The sequence below is a fragment of the Aeromonas sp. R7-4 genome, assembly GCF_040908055.1.
Classification (GTDB): domain Bacteria; phylum Pseudomonadota; class Gammaproteobacteria; order Enterobacterales; family Aeromonadaceae; genus Aeromonas; species Aeromonas sanarellii.
Genome location: NZ_JBFODA010000067.1, coordinates 185,348 through 203,770, shown reverse-complemented (window position 1 = coordinate 203,770; position 18,423 = coordinate 185,348). Strand labels below are relative to the sequence as shown.

Sequence of the window (18,423 nt, the reverse complement as noted above, 5' to 3'; positions counted from 1 at the left end):
GTTGGCACCGTTTGCGGTTAAGATGTCGGCCACTTTATTTTATTCAGCCCAATTCGAGCCCCGATCCCCCGTGAAATCGAAACTCCTGACAAGCCTGTTCGCCCTGGCCTCCGGTGCCATCGCCGTGCTGGCCTTCTCTCCTTTCGGCTACTGGCCCCTGGTGATCCTCTCCCTGCTCGGCCTCTATGCCCTGCTGGACAAGGCCAGCCCCAGGCAGGCGGCCTGGCGCGGCTTCGGCTACGCCATGGGCCTGTTCCTGCCGGGCCAGTGGTGGATCCACGTCAGCATGACGGAGTTTGGCGGCATCCCGCTGCCGGCCGCCTTCGTGCTGCTGGCCGGGCTCTGCGCCTATCTCTCCCTCTATCCGACCCTGGCCTGCTGGCTGTTCGCCCGCGTCTTCGCCGGCCGCCACTGGAGCCGCTGGCTGCTCGCCTTCCCGGCGCTCTGGCTCGGGGCCGACTGGCTGCGGGGCTGGGTGATGACCGGCTACCCCTGGCTCTGGTTCGGCTACACCCAGATAGACGGCCCCCTCAAGGGGTTCGCTCCCCTGCTGGGGGTGCAGGGCATCACCCTCGCCCTGCTGCTCACCACCTCCGCCCTCTGGCTGGTGTGGCAGAGCCGCAAGCCGGCCTGGCTGCTGCTGCCCGTCGCCCTGGTGGGGGCGGCGCAAGGATTGATGCAGCTCAACTGGGTCACCCGGGGGGAGCCGGTCAAGGTGGCCCTGGTGCAGGGCAACATCGCCCAGTCCCTCAAGTGGGATCCTGAGGCCCTGATCCCCACGGTGCGCACCTACCAGGACTTGAGCCGCGAGAACCAGGATGCCGACATCATCGTCTGGCCCGAGTCCGCGATCCCGGCCATCGAGAAGGAGATGGGCACCTATCTGGAGAGCCTGGACAAGGCGATGAAGGTGAACGATACCGGCCTGCTGGCCGGCATCATTCACTACGATCTCCAGCAGCAGCGCTTCTACAATACCGTGCTCGGCATGGGGGTGCAGGATGCCGAGGGCAAGGAGTCCTATCACTACGAGCACAAGAACCGCTACTACAAGTACCACCTGCTGCCCATCGGCGAGTTCGTGCCCTTTGAAGATCTGCTGCGCCCCATCGCCCCCTTCTTCAACCTGCCCATGTCCTCCTTCAGCCGGGGGGACGAGGTACAGCCGAACCTGATCGCCAAGGGGCTCAAGTTCGCCGCGGCCATCTGCTACGAGATCATCTTCCCAGACGAGGTGCGCCGCAACGTGCAGCCGGATACCGACTTCCTGCTGACCGTCTCCAACGACGCCTGGTTCGGCACCAGCATAGGCCCCTGGCAGCACATGGAGATCGCCCGCATGCGCGCCCTGGAGCTGGCCCGCCCGCTGCTGCGGGACACCAACACCGGCATCACCATAGTCACCGAGATAGACGGCAGCATCATCGCCCAGATCCCGCAGTTCCAGGCCGGGGTCTTGAGAACCGAGGTGCGTCCCGCCCACGGCGAGACCCCCTACCTGCGCTTCGGCAGCTGGCCCATGTACGGCATCGCCGCCCTGCTGCTGGGCCTGGCGCTGGTGCTGCGCCCCCGCGCCCATCCCTGGGCCCGCAAGGCCTGAAGAGATAGACGTAGATAAATAGCAGAGGCGCCCTTGGGCGCCTCTCTTTATATGCTGTTGTCAGGCGGAAATCAGGGCGAGAGCGGCTCGCGATGATACTCGTCGGCCCCGCACTCGGGGCAGGTGCCGAGCTGTTCAGGATGCAGCACCGTATGGCGCCACTCGCAGTGATCGCACACCAGCACGCCGAGTCCGACCCAGTCCCCGGCCCGGTAGATGCCCTTGTGCTCCAGCTCGTCCGCGAGCTCCTGCCACTCCACCTGGGCGCGGTCGGTCACGTCCGCCAGCCAGGACCAGGCGGTGTCTTTCAGGGCCAGCATAAAGGCGGATTCGGGCACCTCTTGCTTTCCCTCGTCGTAGTTGCCGAGATCCCGCTTCACGTATTCGGCGATCAGGGCGAGTTCATCCTTGGTCAGATCCCCCGCCGCTTCCATATAGGCCTGCACCCTGGCGATCATCCGGTTGAGACGCTCCCCCTGGAACTCTTCCGTCTCCTCCCACTGCTTCCTGAGCTGGGCGATAAAGGCTTCATACCCTTTCTGGCGTTTGTCCATGGTGTTGCTCCTGTACAGATAGCTGATCGTGCCCGGCCGGGGACCGGCGGATGCTGGCGGTTGTTGCCGCCGCAGGATATGGGTATTCTATTGCGATTTCCCAGCCGTTTTATCTATTCATTTCACAGATCCGGATGTCACCAATGCAAGAGCAATACGTTCCCCAATCCATAGAACCAGCAGTGCAGCAGCACTGGGATGCCAAGAAAACCTTCAAGGCGGTGGAGAAAGTAGACAAGGAAAAGTTCTACTGCCTCTCCATGTTCCCCTACCCGTCTGGTCGACTGCACATGGGGCACGTGCGTAACTACACCATAGGTGATGTGATCTCCCGTTATCAACGACTCAACGGCAAGAATGTGCTGCAACCCATCGGCTGGGACGCCTTCGGCCTGCCGGCGGAGAACGCCGCCATCAAGAACGCCACGGCGCCGGCCCCCTGGACCTACGAAAACATCGAATACATGAAGAACCAGCTGAAGATGCTGGGTCTGGGCTATGACTGGGACAGAGAACTCGCCACCTGCAAGCCGGACTACTACCGCTGGGAGCAGTGGTTCTTCACCAAGCTCTACGAGAAGGGCCTGGTCTACAAGAAGACCTCCTCCGTCAACTGGTGCCCGAACGACATGACGGTGCTGGCCAACGAGCAGGTGATCGACAACTGCTGCTGGCGCTGCGACACCCCGGTGGAGCAGAAAGAGATCCCCCAGTGGTTCATCAAGATCACCGACTACGCCGAAGAGCTGCTGAACGACATCGACAACCTGGAAGGCTGGCCCGAGATGGTCAAGACCATGCAGCGCAACTGGATCGGCCGCTCCGAAGGGGTCAACATCAGCTTCGCCGTCGATGGCCAGGATGAGCACCTGGAGGTCTACACCACCCGTCCCGACACCTTCATGGGCGTGACCTATGTCGGTATCGCCGCCGGTCACCCGCTGGCCGCCCAGGCAGCCGAAGGCAACCCCGAGCTCGCCGCCTTTATCGAGGAGTGCAAGCACACCAAGGTGGCCGAGGCGGACATGGCGACCATGGAGAAGAAGGGCATGGCCACCGGCCTCTACGCCATTCACCCGCTGGATGGCCGCAAGGTACCGGTCTGGGTCGCCAACTTCGTGCTGATGAACTACGGCACCGGTGCCGTGATGGCGGTGCCCGGCCACGATCTGCGCGACCACGAGTTCGCCACCAAGTACGGCCTCGAGATCAAGCCGGTCATCAAGCCGGCCGACGGCGAGGCGCCGGACGTGATCGCCGCCGCCTATACCGACAAGGGCGTGCTGTTCAACTCCGGCGAGTTCGACGGCCTCGAGTTCCAGGCGGCCTTCGATGCCATCGCAACCAAGCTGGAAGGGCTCGGCCGCGGCAAGCGCACCGTCAACTACCGCCTGCGCGACTGGGGTGTCTCCCGTCAGCGCTACTGGGGCGCCCCCATCCCCATGCTGACCCTGGCTGACGGCACTGTGGTACCGACCCCGGAAGACCAGCTGCCGGTGCTGCTGCCGGAAGACGTGGTGATGGACGGCATCCAGAGCCCCATCAAGGCCGACCCCGAGTGGGCCAAGACCACCTACAACGGCCAGGAAGCGTTCCGGGAAACTGACACTTTTGACACCTTCATGGAGTCCTCCTGGTACTACGCCCGCTACTGCTCCCCGGACTACGACAAGGGCATGCTGGATCCGGCGGCCGCCAACCACTGGCTGCCGGTGGATCAGTACATCGGCGGCATCGAGCACGCCTGTATGCACCTGCTCTACGCCCGCTTCTTCCACAAGCTGCTGCGCGACGCGGGCCTGGTGAACAGCGACGAGCCGTTCAAGCGCCTGCTCTGCCAGGGTATGGTGCTGGCCGATGCCTTCTACTACAAGGACGAGAAGGGCGGCAACGTCTGGGTCAGCCCCCTCGACGTCAAGGTAGAGCGGGACGACAAGGGCCGCATCACCAAGGCGGTGGATAACGATGGCCGCGAGGTGATCCACTCCGGCATGACCAAGATGTCCAAGTCCAAGAACAACGGCATCGATCCCCAGCTGATGGTGGAGCGTTACGGCGCCGACACCGTCCGTCTGTTCATGATGTTCGCCTCCCCGGCCGACATGACCCTGGAGTGGTCCGATTCGGGCGTTGAGGGCGCACAGCGCTTCCTGCGCCGCCTGTGGCGCACCACCTTCGAGCACGTCTCGGCGGGTGCCGTGCCGGCGCTGGATGTGGCGTCCCTCTCCAGCGAGCAGAAGGCCGTGCGCCGCGAGCTGCACAAGACCATCGCCAAGGTGAGCGACGACGTGGGTCGCCGCCAGACCTTCAACACCGCCATCGCCGCCATCATGGAGCTGATGAACAACCTGGCCAAGCTGGGCAGCGACGAGCAGGACAGAGCCCTGATGCAGGAAGCGCTGGAAGCCGTGGTGGTCATGCTCTACCCCATCACCCCGCACATCGGCTTCGAGCTGTGGAAGATGCTGGGCAAGGAAGGGGACATCGACGTGACCGGCTGGCCGGTCGCCGACGAAGCGGCCATGGTCGAGACCGAGAAGCTGGTGGTGGTGCAGATCAACGGCAAGATGCGCGGCAAGCTGACCGTGCCGGCCGAGATCAGCCAGGCCGACGTCGAGAAGCTGGCCATGGCCGACGCCTCGGTGCAGAAGTTCACCGACGGCCTGACCGTGCGCAAGGTGGTCTATGTGCCGGGCAAGCTGCTCAACATCGTCGCCAACTGATCTCTGGTCACCAAATCTGACCAACTGAAGACGGCGGGCCTGGCCCGCCGTCGTTCAAGCACAGCAAAGAGGATTTCATATGGGCATGTCCCTTACTCGCTGGATTGCCATCATGCTGACGGGCCTGCTGCTGCAGGCCTGCGGTTTTCAGATGCGGGGCACCGCCATCCCCCCCGAGCTGATGACCATGAAGGTGGTCGGTGACAACAAGAGCGACTTCTATCGCCTGGTGACCACCCGCCTCAAGGCCTCCGGGGTGACCCTGGCGGACAAGGAGGGCATTCCGGTGCTGACTCTGGCTGGCGTGCGCAGCACCAGTCAGGTCGCCTCCGTCGACGCTATCGGCCAGGATCGCGAGTACCTGCTGGGCTACAGCACCCAGTTCAGCGTGACGGTGCCGGGCAAGCCGACCCAGGTCTTCCCCATCACCTTCAACCGCAGCTTCCTGAACAAGCCGGATGCGGCGCTCGCCTCCTCCCGCGAGCAGGAGCAGCTCGGCAAGGAGATGCAGGAGCAGGCCGCGAACCTGGTGATCCGTCAGCTCAGCCAGGTCAAGTTCTGATGCGAGCCTCCTGATGAGAGTCTATCCGGAGCAGTTCGCGGACCATCTCAAGGCAGGGCTCAAGCCCTGCTATCTCGTCTTTGGGGACGAGCCGCTGCTCAAGCTGGAAGCCATCGACGCCGTGCGTCAGGTCGCCCGCAAACAGGGGTTCGATGAACGCCACAGCTTCGTGGTGGAGGCCGGGCTGGACTGGAACCAGGTCTATGACGCCTGCCAGGCCATGAGCCTGTTCTCCGCCCGCCAGATCATCGAGCTGGAGCTGCCGGCCAAGGTCGACAAGGATCTGGCCGCCCGCATCGCCGAGATAGCCAAGCAGTTGCACCCCGATCTGCTGCTGGTGCTCTCGGGCCCCCGCCTCAACCAGACCCAGATGAAGGCGGCCTGGTTCGACAAGCTGAGCCAGAGCGGCACCTATGTGCCGGTCAACCACCCCGAGCCCCGCTTCTTCCCGCGCTGGATGAGCGCCCGTTTCCAGCGCTTCGGCCTCAAGGTGCTGCCGGACGCCGTCAACTTCATGTGCCACAGCTACGAGGGCAACCTGCTGGCCGCGAGCCAGGAGATAGAGAAGCTGACCCTGCTCTCGCCCCCTCAGCCGATCACGGTCGCCTACCTGCAGGAGACCATCATCCGCCACGCCCACTTCACCCCGTTCCAGCTCATCGACACCCTGCTGGAGGGCAAGGTGAACCGGGCCCAGCGCATCCTGTTGGCCCTGCGCGCCGAGGGCACCGAGCCCGGCATGCTGGCCTGGACCCTGTGCCGGGAGCTGGAACAGCTGACCGAATTGGCGCTGGCGGCCAGGGCCGGTCAGCCCCTGGTGGAGCACTTCTCGCGCCTGCGCATCTGGCAGAGCCGCCAGCAACTGATCCAGCAGGCCCTGACCCGGCTGCCCTTCGCCAAGCTGCAGCAGCTGTGGCAGCTGATGGCCCGGCTCGACGACGCCCAGCGCCGCTTCGATACCGAGCAGGCTTGGCTGATGTTGCAGACCCTGGCGCTGGGTTTTCGCGATGGCACCCCGCTGCCGCTGCTGGAGGCGGATCCATGCTAAACGCACCCATCGGCATCCTCGGCGGCACATGCGAGCCGAGCCATATCGATCACCTTGTTCAGACAGGGGCAGAAGAATGACGCTGAGACCACCCATCGGCATTCTGGGGGGGACTTTCGATCCCATCCACATCGGCCATCTGAGACCCGCCATCGAGGCCCGCGAGGCCCTGCGGCTGGCGGAGGTTCGCCTGGTTCCGAACCATATCCCCCCCCATCGCGCCAGCCCCTACTGTTCGAGCGAGCAGCGCCTCGCCATGGTCGCGCTGGCAGCGGCGGAGAATCCGGGCTTCGTGGTGGATGAGCGGGAGCTGGATCGGGACAGGCCTTCTTACACCATCGACACTCTGATCGCGCTGCACGCCGAGCTGCCAGACACCCCAGTCTGCTTCCTGATGGGCATGGACTCCCTGCTCGGCCTGCCGAGCTGGCACCGCTGGCAGGAGCTGCTCGACCATGCCCACCTGGTGGTGAGCACCCGCCCCGGCTGGCAACCGGACTATCCGGCCGAGGTGGCCGATCTGCTGGCCCGTCACCAGACCCAGGACAGCGAGGATCTGCATCGTCACCGCCACGGCCATATCTGGCTGGCGGGCAACCTGCCCGTCGAGCTCTCCGCCACCCGGCTCAGAGCCCTGCTGGCATCGGGCCGGGATCCCAGGTATCTGCTGCCCGCGCCGGTCGCCGATTACATCCGGCTGCACGGCCTCTATCGGCCAACCCGGGGCCAGTGAACGGGCCAAACGGTGCGGCCCAGCCAGCCGACACCCTGAGGCGCACCCGGCACCGGCCCGGCTATTGCCGGAGCGGGTTGCGCACTATAGTGATCGTTAAGGGGTTGCCCCCTGCATGAGTGGCAACCCCGGATCCGCTCCCTTTGCCAGGCTGGGAAACGGGAGTGACCATGATATAATCCGCCGCCCTCTGGCGCCGGAAGATAGGAGAAGACATTGCAAGGCCAAGAATTGCTCGCCTTTATCGTCGACAAGATCGATGACATGAAAGGCCGCGACATCATCATCCTCGATGTGCGCGGCAAATCCAGCATCACGGACACCATGATCATCTGCTCCGGCAACTCCAATCGCCACGTCAGTGCCATCGCCCACAACCTCGCCAGCGAGGCGCGCCACGCCGGGCTCGATCTGCTCAGCGTGGAAGGCGAACTCACCGGCGAGTGGGTGCTGGTGGACATGGGCTCGGTCATCGTGCACGTGATGCAGGATGAGTACCGCGACTTCTACCAACTGGAAAAACTCTGGGGCGGTGCCCAGGTGAATGCACAGTAAGCGTGCAGACGCGCAAAAAAGGGCAAGGGCGTAGAGCAAGATGAAGATCCAGTTGATTGCAGTGGGCACCAAGATGCCTGCCTGGGTAGAGCATGGCTTCGAAGAGTACCGTCGCCGTTTCCCGAAAGACATGCCGTTCGAGCTGGTCGAGATCGGCGCCGGAAAACGCGGCAAGAATGCCGACATCCCCCGTATCCTGCAAAAGGAGGGGGAAGCCATGCTGGCGGCCGCCGGCCGCTCGCGCATCGTGACCCTGGACATTCCCGGCAAGCCCTGGACCACAGAGCAGCTGGCCGTGCAACTGGAGGCCTGGAAGCTGGATGGCCGCGACGTGGCGCTGCTGGTCGGGGGGCCTGAAGGCTTGTCTCCCGAGTGCAAGGCCGCCGCCGAACAGAGCTGGTCCCTGTCACCGCTCACCCTGCCCCATCCGCTGGTGAGGGTGCTGGTGGCCGAGAGCCTCTATCGCGCCTGGAGCATCACCACCAATCACCCCTATCACAGAGAGTGACCCATGCAGAGCCCACGCACTCCGCTCATCCACCCGGTCCCCGGAGCCTGAGCATGCATATCGCCTCTCTCACCCGTACGTCAGCCACAAGGTAACGGCATGCTGAAGAATCGCATCGAAATGCGCGACCACAGCGCCGAGGGGCGCCTGTTCTTCCGGCGCACCCTGGTCGCCTACATCGGCATGGTCGTGCTCATGCTGGTGTTGCTCGGCAACCTCTACTACCTGCAGGTAGAGTCTTACGAAACCTACCAGACCCGTTCCAATGACAACCGGATCCGCGTCGTGCCGGTGGCGCCGCCCCGCGGCCTCATCTATGACGCCAACGGGGTGCTGCTGGCGGAAAACCGCCCCGTCTACAGCTTGGAGATCGTGCCGGAAGAGACCGATAACCTGGAGCAGACTGCCGACGATCTCATCGCCCTGCTGGCCCTGCCGGAGGGAACCAAGGAGAAATTCCTGGCCGAGGTCAAGCGCCAGCGTCGTTTCAAGCCGGTGCCCCTGTTCGAGAAGCTGAGCGAGTACCAGGTCGCACTCTTCTCGGTCAACCAGCACAACTATCCGGGGGCCAGCATCGAGGCCTACCTCAAGCGCTACTACCCGTTCGGCGACACCCTGACCCATGCGCTGGGCTATGTGGCGAAGATCAACACCCGCGACGTGGAGCGTCTCGAGAAGGAGGAGAAGCTCGCCAACTACGCCGCCACCAAGGACATCGGCAAGCAAGGGGTGGAGAAGTTCTACGAGGACGAGCTGCACGGCGTGGCGGGCTACCAGGAGGTCGAGGTCAACAACCGCGGCCGGGTGGTGCGCACCCTGAAGTTCCAGCCTCCCGAGCCCGGCAAGGATATCTACCTCAACATCGACATCCGCCTGCAGTTGAAGGCGCAGGAGCTGCTGGCCGGTCGCCGGGGCGCCATCGTCATGATGGAACCCAACACCGGCGCCATCCTGGCCATGGAGTCGAGCCCGAGCTATGACCCCAACCTGTTCGTGACGGGCATCTCCAGCGCCAACTACTCGGCGCTGCTCAACGATCCCGCCAGGCCGCTGGTGAACCGCACCACCCAGGGCATCTATGCCCCCGCCTCCACCGTCAAGCCCATGATGGCGGTGATGGGGCTGAACGAAGGGGCCATCACCCCCAACTATCGCTACTTCGGCGGGCCCAGCTTCTCCATCCCTGGCACCACCAAGAAGTTTCGCGACTGGCGCCGCTGGGGCCACGGCTGGCTCGACGTCTACCGCGCTATCGAGGTGTCGGCGGATACCTACTTCTACGATCTCGCCTACCGGGTCGGCATCGACAAGATCAACAGCTACATGACCAAGTTCGGCTTCGGGCAGTACAGCGGCGTCGATCTGTTCGAGGAGACCAAGGGGGTCATGCCGTCCCGAGACTGGAAGATGGCGCGCTGGCGCCAGCCCTGGTATCAGGGGGACACCATCTCCATCGGCATCGGTCAGGGCTACTGGAGCGCCACCCCGATCCAGCTGGCCAAGGCCATCAGCATCCTGACCCAGAACGGTCACGACGTGACGCCGCACCTGCTCAAGAGCACCGCCTCCTCCGACGGCGTGGTCAACGCCCCCATCAACCCGAACGTGGCCATCGCCGCCAAGAGCGACACCTACTGGCAGGTGGCCAAGGACGGCATGTGGCGCGTCATCAACGGCCATGAGGGCACCGGTCGCCGGGCCTTTGCCAATACCCCCTACAAGGCGGCGGGCAAGTCAGGGACCGCCCAGGTGGTGGGCCTGAAAGAGAACCAGGTCTACAACGCGGCCACCACCAAGATGGAGCACCGCGACAACGCCCTGTTCGTCGCTTTCGCCCCCTTCGAAGCCCCCAAGGCCGTGGTCGCACTGGTGCTGGAGAACGCCGGGGGCGGCAGCGCCATGGCTGCCCCGGTGGCCCGCCACATGCTGGATGCCTATCTGTTGCCGCCGGAACCCCAGCTGCCGCCGGCCCCGGCCAAGCAACCCCAATCTGAAGAGGTCGCCCCTCATGAGTAATTCCGCCCGCCAGCAGAGCATCTGGTACAGGCTGCACATCGACCTGCCGTTGCTGCTCGGCCTGCTGGCCCTGATGACCCTCTCCATGGTGGTGCTCTACTCGGCGTCGGGGCAGAGTGTCGACGCCATCGTACGCCAGCTGGTGCGCGGCGGCCTCGCCTTCGCCCTGATGATCGGCATGGCCCAGCTGCCCCCCTCCCTCTACGCCCGCTGGTCCGTGCCTCTGTTCGCCGTGGTGGTGCTGCTGCTCATCGCGGTGGACGTGTTCGGCCATATCGGCAAGGGGGCCCAGCGCTGGCTCGACCTCGGCTTCATGAAGTTCCAGCCCTCCGAGGTGATGAAGCTCTCCATGCCCATCATGGTGGCCGCCTGGCTCAGCCGCCATTCGCTGCCGCCGAAGTTCAGCCACGTGATGATCGCCCTGGTGATGGTACTGCTGCCCACCCTGCTGATCGCCGCCCAGCCTGATCTCGGTACCTCCATCCTGGTGGCCGCCTCCGGCTTCTTCGTCATCTTCCTGGCGGGGATCAGCTGGTGGCTGATCGGGCTGGCGGTGCTGCTGATCTGCGCCTTCATGCCGGTGCTCTGGTTCTTCCTGATGCACGACTACCAGCGCCAGCGGGTGCTGATGCTGCTGGATCCGGAGAAGGACCCGCTCGGCCGCGGCTATCACATCATCCAGTCCAAGATAGCGATCGGTTCAGGGGGCGTCTTCGGCAAGGGGTGGCTGCAGGGCACCCAGTCCCAGCTGGAGTTTCTGCCCGAGCGCCACACCGACTTCATCTTCGCGGTGTTCAGCGAGGAGTTCGGCCTGGTGGGGGTCGCCCTCTTGCTGGTGATCTACCTCTACATCATCAGCCGCTGCCTCTTCATCTCCATGCAGGCCCAGAACAGCTTCGAGCGCCTGCTGGGCGGCGCCCTGACGCTGACCTTCTTCGTCTATGTGTTCGTTAACATGGGCATGGTAAGCGGCATACTGCCGGTGGTGGGGGTGCCCCTGCCGCTGGTGAGCTACGGCGGCACCTCCATGGTGACCCTGATGGCGGGCTTCGGCGTCCTGATGTCCATCCAGACTCACAGAAGACTGCTGGCCTGATGATCCGGGGGCTGCAAAGGCTGGCCTGCGGGATGCTGGCAGCCTGGTCACTGACGGCAGGTGCGGCTTCCGAGCCACCCCAACTGGCACAACTCGCCCTGCAGCACTCGGTGCCGCTGGCCGAGCTGCAAGCCGCCGCCGCCCAGGCCAGGGTGCGCCAGGAGGTGCTCGACACCATCAGCAAGCCCTGGGAGGCCAAGCCCTGGCACCGCTACCGGCCGCTGTTCGTCACCCCCGAGCGGATCCGGGACGGGGTCGGCTTCTGGCAACGCCATGCGACCACCCTGGCGCAGGCCGAACAGCGCTACCGGGTGCCCGCCGCCCTCATCGTCGCCATCATCGGCATCGAGACCTTCTACGGCCGCCAGATGGGCCGCCATCCGGTACTCGACAGCCTCTATACCCTGGGCTTCCACTACCCCGAGCGGGCCGACTTCTTCGCCAAGGAGTTTGCCCAGCTGGTGCTGCTTGCCCGGGAGGAGCAGTGGTCGCTCACCACCCTCAAGGGCTCCTATGCCGGTGCCATGGGCATGGGCCAGTTCATGCCCTCCAGCTATCGCCACTACGCGGTCGACTTCGACGACGACGGCAAGCGGGATCTCTTCGCCAACCCGGCAGATGCCATCGGCAGCGTGGCCAACTACTTCGCCCTGCACCACTGGCGCTGGGGGGAGTCGGTGGTCGAGCCCGCCTTGATCGGATTGGCACCAGTGGGTACCCTGCTGGCACCCGAGCCCGAGCTCAAGCAGCGCTGGGCCGAGCTGGCGGCCGCGGGCATCGAGCTCGCCACCCCGCTGGCACCCGACACGCCGGTGAAACTGCTGGCATTGGAGCAGGCCGAAGGACCGGAATACTGGGTCGCGCGCCACAATTTTTACGTGATCACCCGCTACAACCGCAGCCCTCTCTATGCGATGGCGGTGCATCAACTCAGTCAAGCCATCCAGGACGCTTATGCATTACAGCCACAGACTTCTTCCCCTCAGCCTGACCTTGTTGCTGGCCGCCTGTAGCAGCCAACCCGAACCCCAGCCGCTGCCGCCCGAGCCCGTCCCGCAAGAGAAGCCCCAGGTGATCGAGATCCCCCAGGCCACCGGCGCCATTCCGCGCCCCGAGCCCATGAGCACGAGCGGCAACCGGGACTACTGGATAGGCAAGCAGAAATACGAGGTGTGGCGCGACATCAAGCACTACAGCGAGGAGGGCACGGCCAGCTGGCTCGCCCGGGATCTGGACGGCAACAAGACCGCCAACGGCGACGTGCAGGACAGCACCCTGTTCAGCGCCGCCCACCGCAACCTGCCGCTGCCGAGCTATGTACGGGTCACCAACCTGGACAACGGGCTGGAGACCATAGTACGCGTCAACGACCGCGGCCCCTTCGGCAGCGATCGCCTCATCGACCTCTCCCACGCCGCCGCCAGGCAACTGGAGATGGTGGACGGTGGCGAGGCCAGGGTGCGCCTCGAGCTCATCACCGATCAGCCGGACCAGATGGTCGAAATGGTGCCCATGACCCCGATGACGCCCATGGTGCCTGCGGCGCCGGCCGCGGATACCTTCGTCAACGAGACGCCGGCCGCCACCCCGCCGGCCAAGGCGGCTCCGGCAGCGGCGCCGGTCGCCACGGCGACCAGCACCCTCTCAACTCCCAAGGCCGCCACCGGCCAGGGCAAGATGATCCAGGTGCTGGCGAGCGGCTCCGAGACCCGGGCCCAGGCCATGGGCAAGGTGATGACCCAGCGCTACGGCGTGCCCTATCAGGTGGTGGCCCACGGCGCCGTCTTCCGCGTCCTGCTGGGACCGGTGGCGACCGATCAGCAGGCGACCCTGCTGGAACAGATCCGCCAGGGCGGGCTGGAGCAGGCCTTCATCGTTCCCTGACATAGCCCCCGACCTCACGCCGGGATACGACGCGAGGTCGGGGACAACCCCATAAAATCCCGTCCAGATCGCATCTCGGGCTATGACCGACACGCACATCTGGTATAGTGAAGCCCGCTTTTTTTCAACTTGGGTACACCCCATCCAGGCACCAGGAATTTCAAGATGTCCAAATTTGCCCGTTCCGTTATTCTGGCCTCCCTGTTAAGCGCCACCGCTCAGGCCAACCAGCCTGTTCCGACGCCGGATTCGGCCCTGCCGAGCGCCCAGCCGGTCCCCACTTTGAACAGCGCCCCCATGGTGATCCCCGCCGCGCCGGAGATCTCCGCCAAGGCCCACATCCTGATCGACTACTTCTCCGGCCAGGTACTGGCCGAGCAGAACGCCGACGAGCGTCTGCCGCCCGCCAGCCTGACCAAGATGATGACCTCCTACATCGTCGGCGACGAGCTGCACAAGGGGAACATCAAGGGCACCGACATGGTGACCGTCAGCCAGAACGCCTGGTCCAAGAACTACTCCGACTCCTCCAAGATGTTCATCGAGGTGGGCAAGCAGGTCTCCGTCGATGATCTGAACAAGGGCATCATCATTCAGTCCGGCAACGACGCCTGCGTGGCCATGGCCGAGCACCTAGCGGGCAGCACCGACTCCTTCGCCAGCCTGATGAACGCCTGGGCCGCCAAGCTCGGCATGAAGGACTCCCAGTTCAAGAACCCCCACGGGCTGGATGAAGAGGGCCACTACAGTACCGCCCGCGACATGGCCCGCCTGGGTCAGGCCCTGATCCACGATCAGCCGGAGGAGTACAAGATCTACTCCCAGAAGTCCTTCGTGTTCAACGGCATCACCCAGCACAACCGCAACCGCCTGCTGTGGGATCAATCCCTGCAGGTGGACGGCATCAAGACCGGCCACGTCAGCCAGGTGGGCTACAACCTGGTCTCCTCCGCCACCAACAACGAGGGCATGCGCCTGATTGCCGTGGTGCTGGGCGCCAGCAGCGAAGCCACCCGCGCCGCCGAGAGCAAGAAGCTGCTCACCTACGGCTTCCGCTTCTTCCAGAGCCTGACCCCGTACAAGGCGGGCACCGAGCTGGTGACCCAAAAGATCTGGATGGGTGACAAGCCGGAAGTGAAGCTGGGGGTCGACAAGGACGTCTCCGTGCTGGTCACCCGGGGTCAGGGCAACAACCTGAAAGCGGACTTCCAGCTGGAGAGCGAGCTGAAGGCGCCCCTGGCCAAGGGTCAGCGCGTCGGCACCGTGTTCCTCAAGCAGGGGGACAAGGAGATCAAGCAGGTGCCCCTGGTCGCCCTGGAAGAGGTGCAGGAAGGTGGCCTGATGAGCCGTCTGTGGGATTACCTGGTGATGCTGGTCTCCAGCTGGTTCAAGTAACAGACCCCTCCTCAAGCAGCGGCGCCAACAGGCGCCGCTGCTGTCTTTTGCGGTCTGTCCAGTCAATAACCCTGTAATCTGCAGGTTCCGCCGACTGACGATTTGTGGTAAAAAGCAGCATTTCCACGTCTTGCCGAACCGCCGGGCCTTGATCCCGAGGCGGCTCATGCCCATATAGAATGGGAGACTGCCCCTTCTGGGCAGATAGGGGGACCGTTTAAACGGCCCTCAAAGACGTAAAGATGACGTCGCTTCCCGGCGACCCAGAAAGGTGAAGTAGATGAATACCAAGTTTGATGAACTGCTGGAGTTCCCCTGCAAGTTCCCGTTCAAGGTGCTCGGCGTGGCCGATCCCGCCCTGCCCGACATGGTGGTGGAAGTGCTGCAGCAACACGCCCCCGGCACCTACAGCCCGACCGTCCAGCCGAGCTCCAAGGGCAACTATCACTCGGTACGGGTGACGGTCACCGCCCATAGCAAGGAACATATCGAAGCCATGTACACCGCTCTTGGCAAGATCGAGCTGGTTCGCTACGTCCTGTAAGTCGCCTCTCTCGCCCCGCCACCGGGGCGACTGATTATTTGCCAGCCGGCGACACGCGCCGGCCGACCCAAGCGCCTGTCAGTGAGGAAAGATGTCACCCGAAACGCCCGCCGAGCCACAATCGCCCCCGAGCCAGCTGTTCGTCAGACAGCTGGGCCGTCGTCCCTACCAGCCGGTGTGGGATGCCATGAAGGCGTTCACCGACAACCGCACCCCCGACACCCCCGACGAGTTCTGGGTGGTGGAGCACGATCCCGTCTACACCCAGGGTCAGGCCGGCAAGGCCGAACACCTGCTCGCCCCCGGCGATATCCCGGTGGTGCAGAGCGATCGCGGCGGTCAGGTGACCTATCACGGCCCGGGCCAGCTGGTGCTCTACGTGCTGGTGGACGTGCGCCGCAGCAAGCTCTCGGTACGCGAGCTGGTGACCTGCCTCGAAACCGCCATCATCAACACCCTGGCCAAGAGCGGGATTGAGGCTTATGCCAAACCCGATGCCCCCGGCGTCTACGTGAAGAGCGATCTGGGCATGGAGGCCAAGCTGGCTTCCCTGGGTCTGCGCATTCGCAAGGGCTGCTCCTTCCACGGGCTGGCCCTCAACGTCGACATGGACATGACCCCCTTCCTGCGCATCAACCCGTGCGGCTATGCGGGCATGGCCATGACCCAGACCAGCGCCCTGGGCGGCCCCCGGAGCGTCGCCGAGGCGCAGTCCCTGCTGGTGGCCGAGCTGGCCCGCCTGATCGGCTACCAAGAGATCACGAATACCGAAGAGGCAGCATGAGCAGGCTCATGCCCCACGGCCACCAGGGCCCAGCGATGAGCCTGGTGGCCATCAACCAGACAATAACAAACACCGAGAGTGAATCATGAGCAAACCCGTTCGTATGGAGCCGGGCGTCAAGCTGCGCGATGGCGACAAGATGGCCCTGATCCCGGTGAAATTCATGCCGGATCCCAACGAGGAAGTGCTGCGCAAGCCGGACTGGATGCGGATCAAGCTGCCGCCGTCGAGCCAGAAGATCGAGCACATCAAGAGCACCCTGCGCAAGAACAAGCTGCACTCTGTGTGTGAGGAAGCCTCCTGCCCCAACCTGGCGGAGTGCTTCAACCACGGCACCGCCACCTTCATGATCATGGGCGCCATCTGCACCCGCCGCTGCCCCTTCTGCGACGTGGCCCACGGCCGCCCGCTGCCGCTGGATCCGGAGGAGCCGAAGAAGCTGGCACTGACCATCAAGGAGATGAACCTCAAGTACGTGGTGATCACCTCGGTGGACCGCGACGATCTGCGCGACGGCGGTGCCCAGCACTTCGCCGACTGCATCAAGGAGATCCGCGAGCACAGCCCCCAGACCCGCATCGAGATCCTGACCCCGGACTTCCGCGGCCGGATGGAGCAGGCGCTGGAGGTGTTCCGCGAGACCCCGCCTGACGTCTTCAACCACAACCTGGAAACCGCCCCGCGCATGTATCGGGTCGCCCGCCCCGGCGCCGACTACAAGTGGTCCCTGGAGCTCTTGCGCCGCATCAAGGAGATGCACCCGCACGTGCCCACCAAGTCCGGTCTGATGATGGGCCTTGGCGAGACCAACGAGGAGATAGTCCAGGTGCTCAAGGATCTGCGCGAGCACGGCGTCAACATGCTGACCCTGGGCCAGTACCTGCAGCCGAGCCGTCACCACCTGCCGGTGAAGCGCTACGTGCCGCCCGCAGAGTTCGACGAGCTGAAAGACGTGGCCATGGATCTCGGCTTCTCCCACGCCGCCTGCGGCCCCTTCGTGCGTTCGTCCTACCACGCGGACCTGCAGGCCAAGGGCGAAGAGGTTAAATAACCTCGCACGAAAGAGAGGTCAAGCAAGCCTCCCCGCCACAGACAGAAAAGAGCGCCCTTGGGCGCTCTTTTTATTGAGCATTCCGGACTCGGCCATCCCGGCCAGCCCCTTGGCTAACCCTGGGCTCCGGGGTTAAGGTAGCGACTCCCTTTCCTTGAGTGAAACGCCGGATGCCGACCCCTATCGTTCGCCTGCTCCCCATGGATGAGGCGCATTTCCCCGCCTATCGCGACTACTTCATCGACGACTACGCCCGGGATCTCGCCAGCAACCACGGGCTGACCCAGACCGAGGCCCGCCAGCAGGCCGAAGCCTCCCTGCGGCAATACCTGCCCCAAGGGGCCGCCACGCTGGGTCAGAGCCTGCTCTGCATCATCCCTGTCAATGACACTGTGCATGACAATGTCGGGAGCGCAGTCGCCCCCATCGCCGGCTATCTCTGGCACAGCATCGACAGCGCCGCCCACAGCACCTTTATCTATGACTTCTACACACTCCCGGCCCATCGCGGACTGGGGTATGGCAAGGCCGCCATGGCGGTGCTGGAGGCCGAGTTGAAGTGCCTTGGCGTCAGCCAGATCAAGCTGAGGGTCGCCTATGACAATCCGAGGGCCAGGGCGCTCTACGAAGAGATCGGCTTTCACATCACGGGCTACAACATGGCCAAGAAACTGGGTTGATGGCACCCGCCATCAACCCTCTTCCCGGTTTCAGTCGTGCGGGCACTCAGAGCGAGATCCCGGAAAACGACATGAAGCCCAGCGACATCAGCCCCGCCACGATAAAGGTGATGCCGATGCCGCGCAGCCCCTCGGGCACATCGGAATACTTCATCTTCTGGCGCAGACCGGCGATGGCGACGATGGCCAGCAGCCAGCCCAGCCCTGAGCCCGCTCCATACACTACGGATTCGATAAAGTCGTAATCCCGCTGGGCCATGAACATCACCCCGACGAAGATGGCGCAGTGCACCGTCAGCAACGGCAGATAGATGCCGAGGGCGTGGTGGAGCGCCGGGAAGTGCTTGTCCAGCACCATCTCCATCACCTGCACTAGGGCCGCCAGCACCCCGATATAGACGATGAAATCGAGAAAGCTCAGATCAAACTCGCCGAGAAAGGTACTGTCCGGACGCAGGATATGGCGGTAGATCAGGTTGTTGAGGGGGATGGCGATCACCATGACCACCAGCACCGTCATGCCGAGGCCGAAGGCGGTGTTGATGTTCTTGGAGACGGCCAGGAAGGTGCACATGCCGAGGAAGAAGGCCAGGGCCAGGTTTTCCACGAAGATCGACTGAATGAACAGGTTGACGTAATAGTCCATGAATGGGGCTCACCACTTGTCTGCATCGAGAGAGGGGTCGCTGC

At 64.1% G+C, this 18,423-nt stretch carries 18 protein-coding genes; 16 read left to right on the top strand and 2 right to left on the bottom strand.

What is annotated here, in order from left to right:
* The first annotated feature begins 22 nt into the window (after nt 1–22).
* On the top strand, nt 23–1,600 hold the full coding sequence (lnt, locus tag AB5Y72_RS20115; RefSeq protein ID WP_209793377.1) for an apolipoprotein N-acyltransferase: 1,578 nt from the start codon (nt 23–25) through the stop codon (nt 1,598–1,600).
* 71 nt (nt 1,601–1,671) lie between these two features.
* On the opposite strand, the gene AB5Y72_RS20110 is transcribed toward lnt, so the two are convergent.
* Nucleotides 1,672–2,154, bottom strand: coding sequence for a zinc ribbon-containing protein (locus AB5Y72_RS20110; RefSeq protein WP_042078912.1), 483 nt, complete (start codon nt 2,152–2,154; stop codon nt 1,672–1,674).
* Between the two features lie 143 nt (nt 2,155–2,297).
* Between AB5Y72_RS20110 and leuS the strand changes: the two genes are divergently transcribed.
* The 15 genes from leuS (at nt 2,298) to AB5Y72_RS20035 (ending at nt 17,733) form a co-directional block, all read left to right on the top strand.
* The gene (gene leuS / locus AB5Y72_RS20105; protein ID WP_216989741.1) at nt 2,298–4,877 is read left to right on the top strand and encodes a leucine--tRNA ligase; all 2,580 of its coding nucleotides are present in this window, start codon (nt 2,298–2,300) and stop codon (nt 4,875–4,877) included.
* Between the two features lie 79 nt (nt 4,878–4,956).
* Nucleotides 4,957–5,439 (top strand): LPS assembly lipoprotein LptE, encoded by a 483-nt coding sequence (gene lptE, locus AB5Y72_RS20100; RefSeq protein WP_209793373.1) that lies wholly within the window; start codon nt 4,957–4,959, stop codon nt 5,437–5,439.
* 13 nt (nt 5,440–5,452) lie between these two features.
* Nucleotides 5,453–6,487 carry a DNA polymerase III subunit delta gene (gene holA, locus AB5Y72_RS20095; RefSeq protein ID WP_209793371.1) on the top strand — a complete coding sequence of 345 codons (1,035 nt, stop codon included), beginning with the start codon at nt 5,453–5,455 and terminating at the stop codon, nt 6,485–6,487.
* 76 nt (nt 6,488–6,563) lie between these two features.
* Nucleotides 6,564–7,220 carry a nicotinate-nucleotide adenylyltransferase gene (gene nadD, locus AB5Y72_RS20090; protein ID WP_209793369.1) on the top strand — a complete coding sequence of 219 codons (657 nt, stop codon included), beginning with the start codon at nt 6,564–6,566 and terminating at the stop codon, nt 7,218–7,220.
* A gap of 216 nt (nt 7,221–7,436) precedes the next feature.
* On the top strand, nt 7,437–7,775 hold the full coding sequence (gene rsfS / locus AB5Y72_RS20085) for a ribosome silencing factor (RefSeq protein WP_042078907.1): 339 nt from the start codon (nt 7,437–7,439) through the stop codon (nt 7,773–7,775).
* Nucleotides 7,776–7,815: 40 nt separating this feature from the next.
* Complete coding sequence (rlmH, locus tag AB5Y72_RS20080; protein ID WP_005298242.1) at nt 7,816–8,283, top strand: 23S rRNA (pseudouridine(1915)-N(3))-methyltransferase RlmH; 468 nt, start codon at nt 7,816–7,818, stop codon at nt 8,281–8,283.
* A gap of 99 nt (nt 8,284–8,382) precedes the next feature.
* The gene (gene mrdA / locus AB5Y72_RS20075; protein WP_368199522.1) at nt 8,383–10,299 is read left to right on the top strand and encodes a penicillin-binding protein 2; all 1,917 of its coding nucleotides are present in this window, start codon (nt 8,383–8,385) and stop codon (nt 10,297–10,299) included.
* Complete coding sequence (gene rodA / locus AB5Y72_RS20070; protein ID WP_042078904.1) at nt 10,292–11,395, top strand: rod shape-determining protein RodA; 1,104 nt, start codon at nt 10,292–10,294, stop codon at nt 11,393–11,395. The genes mrdA and rodA overlap by 8 nt, the downstream gene beginning before the upstream one ends.
* Before the next feature lie 32 nt (nt 11,396–11,427).
* Nucleotides 11,428–12,408, top strand: coding sequence for a lytic murein transglycosylase B (gene mltB / locus AB5Y72_RS20065; protein ID WP_245195951.1), 981 nt, complete (start codon nt 11,428–11,430; stop codon nt 12,406–12,408).
* Nucleotides 12,350–13,279, top strand: coding sequence for a septal ring lytic transglycosylase RlpA family protein (locus AB5Y72_RS20060; protein ID WP_368199520.1), 930 nt, complete (start codon nt 12,350–12,352; stop codon nt 13,277–13,279). Before mltB ends, AB5Y72_RS20060 begins: the two co-directional genes overlap by 59 nt.
* Before the next feature lie 165 nt (nt 13,280–13,444).
* Nucleotides 13,445–14,674, top strand: coding sequence for a D-alanyl-D-alanine carboxypeptidase family protein (locus tag AB5Y72_RS20055; protein WP_219143712.1), 1,230 nt, complete (start codon nt 13,445–13,447; stop codon nt 14,672–14,674).
* A 280-nt stretch (nt 14,675–14,954) separates the two neighbouring features.
* Complete coding sequence (ybeD, locus tag AB5Y72_RS20050; RefSeq protein WP_042078900.1) at nt 14,955–15,218, top strand: DUF493 family protein YbeD; 264 nt, start codon at nt 14,955–14,957, stop codon at nt 15,216–15,218.
* A 91-nt stretch (nt 15,219–15,309) separates the two neighbouring features.
* The gene (gene lipB / locus AB5Y72_RS20045) at nt 15,310–16,002 is read left to right on the top strand and encodes a lipoyl(octanoyl) transferase LipB (protein WP_368199518.1); all 693 of its coding nucleotides are present in this window, start codon (nt 15,310–15,312) and stop codon (nt 16,000–16,002) included.
* Nucleotides 16,003–16,087: 85 nt separating this feature from the next.
* Nucleotides 16,088–17,053 carry a lipoyl synthase gene (gene lipA / locus AB5Y72_RS20040; RefSeq protein WP_209793361.1) on the top strand — a complete coding sequence of 322 codons (966 nt, stop codon included), beginning with the start codon at nt 16,088–16,090 and terminating at the stop codon, nt 17,051–17,053.
* 170 nt (nt 17,054–17,223) lie between these two features.
* Nucleotides 17,224–17,733 carry a GNAT family N-acetyltransferase gene (locus AB5Y72_RS20035; RefSeq protein WP_162726525.1) on the top strand — a complete coding sequence of 170 codons (510 nt, stop codon included), beginning with the start codon at nt 17,224–17,226 and terminating at the stop codon, nt 17,731–17,733.
* A gap of 46 nt (nt 17,734–17,779) precedes the next feature.
* Here AB5Y72_RS20035 and nqrE read toward each other — a convergent pair whose 3' ends face one another.
* A complete protein-coding gene (gene nqrE / locus AB5Y72_RS20030) occupies nt 17,780–18,379 on the bottom strand; it encodes an NADH:ubiquinone reductase (Na(+)-transporting) subunit E (protein WP_368199517.1) in 600 nt (199 codons plus the stop codon).
* Nucleotides 18,380–18,423: the final 44 nt, after the last annotated feature.